A 317-nucleotide genomic window follows, 5' to 3' on the forward strand; every position below is an offset into this window, starting at 1 on the left:
GATGGTGAGCACCGGAATCATCGCATTGCGCAGCCCGTGGCGCCACAATGCTTGCCGACGGGTGAGCCCCCTGGCACGGGCGGTGCGCATGAAGTCTTCGCCTAAGATATCCAGCAGGGCGGAGCGCATGACACGGGCCAGGATGGCCGCCTGTGGCAGGGCCAGGGCGATGGCGGGCAGAGTCAGCGAATGCAGGGCTGTGCCAAGCCCGTCATCCCATCCGGCAAAGCCACCCGCGCCAAACCAGCGTAGGTTGATGGCAAAGACCAGAACCAGGATCATAGCAAACCAGAAATTGGGCACCGCAACGCCCAGCT

The 317-nt window shown here is 63.7% G+C and carries 1 protein-coding gene; it reads right to left on the reverse strand.

All coding sequences use genetic code 11. The features are described from left to right. On the reverse strand, window positions 1-317 hold a 317-nt coding region (locus DC53_RS00010), incomplete at both ends, for an ABC transporter permease subunit (RefSeq protein ID WP_033032874.1).

Source organism: Pseudoalteromonas fuliginea (assembly GCF_000690055.1).
Classification (GTDB): domain Bacteria; phylum Pseudomonadota; class Gammaproteobacteria; order Enterobacterales; family Alteromonadaceae; genus Pseudoalteromonas; species Pseudoalteromonas fuliginea.